Source organism: Xenorhabdus sp. PR6a, from assembly GCF_028599065.1.
Classification (GTDB): Bacteria; Pseudomonadota; Gammaproteobacteria; order Enterobacterales; family Enterobacteriaceae; genus Xenorhabdus; species Xenorhabdus doucetiae.
On record NZ_JAQRFJ010000135.1, the window covers coordinates 1 to 2,311 of the forward strand.

2 protein-coding genes and 1 pseudogene are annotated in these 2,311 nt (G+C 35.2%); all 3 read right to left on the minus strand.

What is annotated here, in order from left to right; translation table 11 throughout:
* Positions 1-125 precede the first annotated feature (125 nt).
* Complete coding sequence (locus PSI15_RS17660) at positions 126-599, minus strand: DUF6201 family protein (protein ID WP_337928947.1); 474 nt, start codon at positions 597-599, stop codon at positions 126-128.
* A complete protein-coding gene (locus PSI15_RS17665; RefSeq protein ID WP_273584658.1) occupies positions 544-1,419 on the minus strand; it encodes a DUF6402 family protein in 876 nt (291 codons plus the stop codon). The genes PSI15_RS17660 and PSI15_RS17665 overlap by 56 nt, the downstream gene beginning before the upstream one ends.
* Before the next feature lie 284 nt (positions 1,420-1,703).
* A pseudogene (locus PSI15_RS17670) lies at positions 1,704-2,162 on the minus strand (Hcp family type VI secretion system effector); the annotation flags it as partial.
* Between the last annotated feature and the right edge of the window lie 149 nt (positions 2,163-2,311).

Consider the following 2,311-nt stretch of genomic DNA (forward strand, 5'->3'; position numbering starts at 1 on the left):
CTTTTCGGTTGGTTATTCTGCTTAAGACACTATTTAACATCATGAAAAATGATAAAAAAGCCCCTGACATTCAGAGGCTAAACTTGCAAAAACATGAGGACGAAATACTTACAAAATCTTACACTTTATAAATGGAAGTATTGGAGGATTTGACTCCACCATTTTTTAGTTTTTGTCGGTATTTCATATTCTTCTTGACAATTTCCTCCTGATATATAAAAAGAGGAAGAATCATACTCATTTGTAAATTCTATTTCAGGTAGAACATGTTCACCAGCCAAAAGATCTGTGTTACTACGAATACAGAATGGTGAGCTTTGTCCAATGTAATTATAGTTTTTATCATAAAGAACAATATATTCTGGGCGATAATTAAAAAACCATGAATATATACCTATAATATTTGTCGGCAACACATAATAATATCTCACCATGTAATCTTCATTATGCATTTCGAATTTCCTTGGGAACACTGTAAATGTTACATGTGATAAAAAAAACCACCATAAAAAAAACATGGAAATTAAAGCTAATTTTATGTATTTAAATGGCTTCATATAACACCTTAAAATGTTCTGGCGGATCCATCCAATATACATCCGAGAAAACAATGAAATCACCACCTGAGTGATGTTTATTTTGCCACTCTCTGAAATCTTTGTTAAATACAGGAACATATCCTTTATAGAGATTATATAACTCTCTCCATTTTTTTTCTTGGTATAGAGGCATGTATTTTCTAATCTCACTAGGTGTGAGCATACCTTCTCTACTCCAAATTCCTAATAATTCATAATCTCCAGAAAAATCATAGGAATCTTTAATATAAAAACCTATTTGATCAACGTAAAATATTTTTCTACTCCCAGATAAATTATAACATCCTCGTATACAAAGTTCCAAATTACCCGCTCCGATAGCTCCTTTAAAATCATCGTTAGTATCAAACTTATCTCCAAAGCTAAGAGCATTAATTTGACTGGTATAATCTATGTTAATTATATCATCACCATATCCTATGTATATTAAATCTCTGTCAGGGTTTAGTTTTTTATTTCTTTTTAGTAATGAATCAAAAAGCCTTTTGTTAGTGCTTTTGTTCTCAAGTCTATTATCAATCAATTCAATCATGGCATCTTGTGTACGTTCATATCTTAACGCCCAATCCATTTTCACAATTGAATCATTATATCTTTCTTTAGGTATATTTATTGCCTCACCTAACATATACTGCCTTTTTACATCTTCTTCCATCTTAAATTCAGCGCTAGTATTAAACCAATGATTCATCAATGCTGCTGCCGTAGACCATCCCATTTTATTAGCCATGATACCGGGAATATCTCTGAGGGATAATTCATCAAACTCGATTACGGTAGTTGCACCACCTTTAACAGTTTTTGTTTTTAAAATACTCATTCCTTCACCCCTCTTTTTGTTTGGTACAGATATTCAACTTCAATTTCTTCTTTTTCTCTCGAATTGATAGATTCAGTGATACCAGATTCTTTCGAAATTCCTTTTATTTCCCTTTTTGCCGTTTTGATACCATAAGCGACATTACAACAAGTATCTCCGGTAGCTCCATTTTTCAACATGAATTTATGACTAAATAAGGCTTCTACTGCCGTTTCAAGTGGCTTAATTAACGACGAAAATCCAGACAAAAGCGGTCTTTCCTCTTCACGTCCCTGCAATTGCGATATCGCGTAACCCGTTGTCCCTGCCGCGCGATGCGTGAATGATATCGACTTATAATCAAGCTGTACCGTTTCATACGGGATCTGGTCATTGTCATCTATCGAATGCGGATAGTGACAGGAAAAATCAACAATGGTTGCGCCTGTCAGTTTGATTTCGTAAAAGAATTCGAGTTGTCCGGCGAGGTTTACGCGGTAACACTTAAAAAGGGCATCCAGCAGCTCGTTCTTGTCTATTGCTAACCCCAACAACGGGGAAGATTTATCAATGGGTTTGATAAAGCTGACCGGGAGATGATTGACGTTCTGATCGCGTGTCATTCCATGTCTGATATGTAATACCTGTATTTCATCTTCCCGCCCGGCCTGATAGCGGTTGCCGATAGATTCGGGGGTTGAACAGCCCGCCGAGATTAAGCCTTGTTTCTTGCCCTTTAACGACAAGTAAATAAGATATGACATTCCTGTCTCCTGTCATCTGATTTTCAATGGATGCTCATTACAGCATCAATTAAACAGGATATAACAGTGATGCTTATCTATTCCAGCGTGAATAAAAGATCACCAGCAAAATTGTGATTAACCTATCTTCTTAAATAAAATCAGATAAT

What these genes read in the sequence shown, in the direction of transcription:
- PSI15_RS17660 (WP_337928947.1), bottom strand. Translation starts at nt 599, where the DNA reads ATGTATATTGGATGGATCCGCCAGAACATTTTAAGGTGTTATATGAAG.
- PSI15_RS17665 (WP_273584658.1), bottom strand. Translation starts at nt 1,419, where the DNA reads ATGAGTATTTTAAAAACAAAAACTGTTAAAGGTGGTGCAACTACCGTA.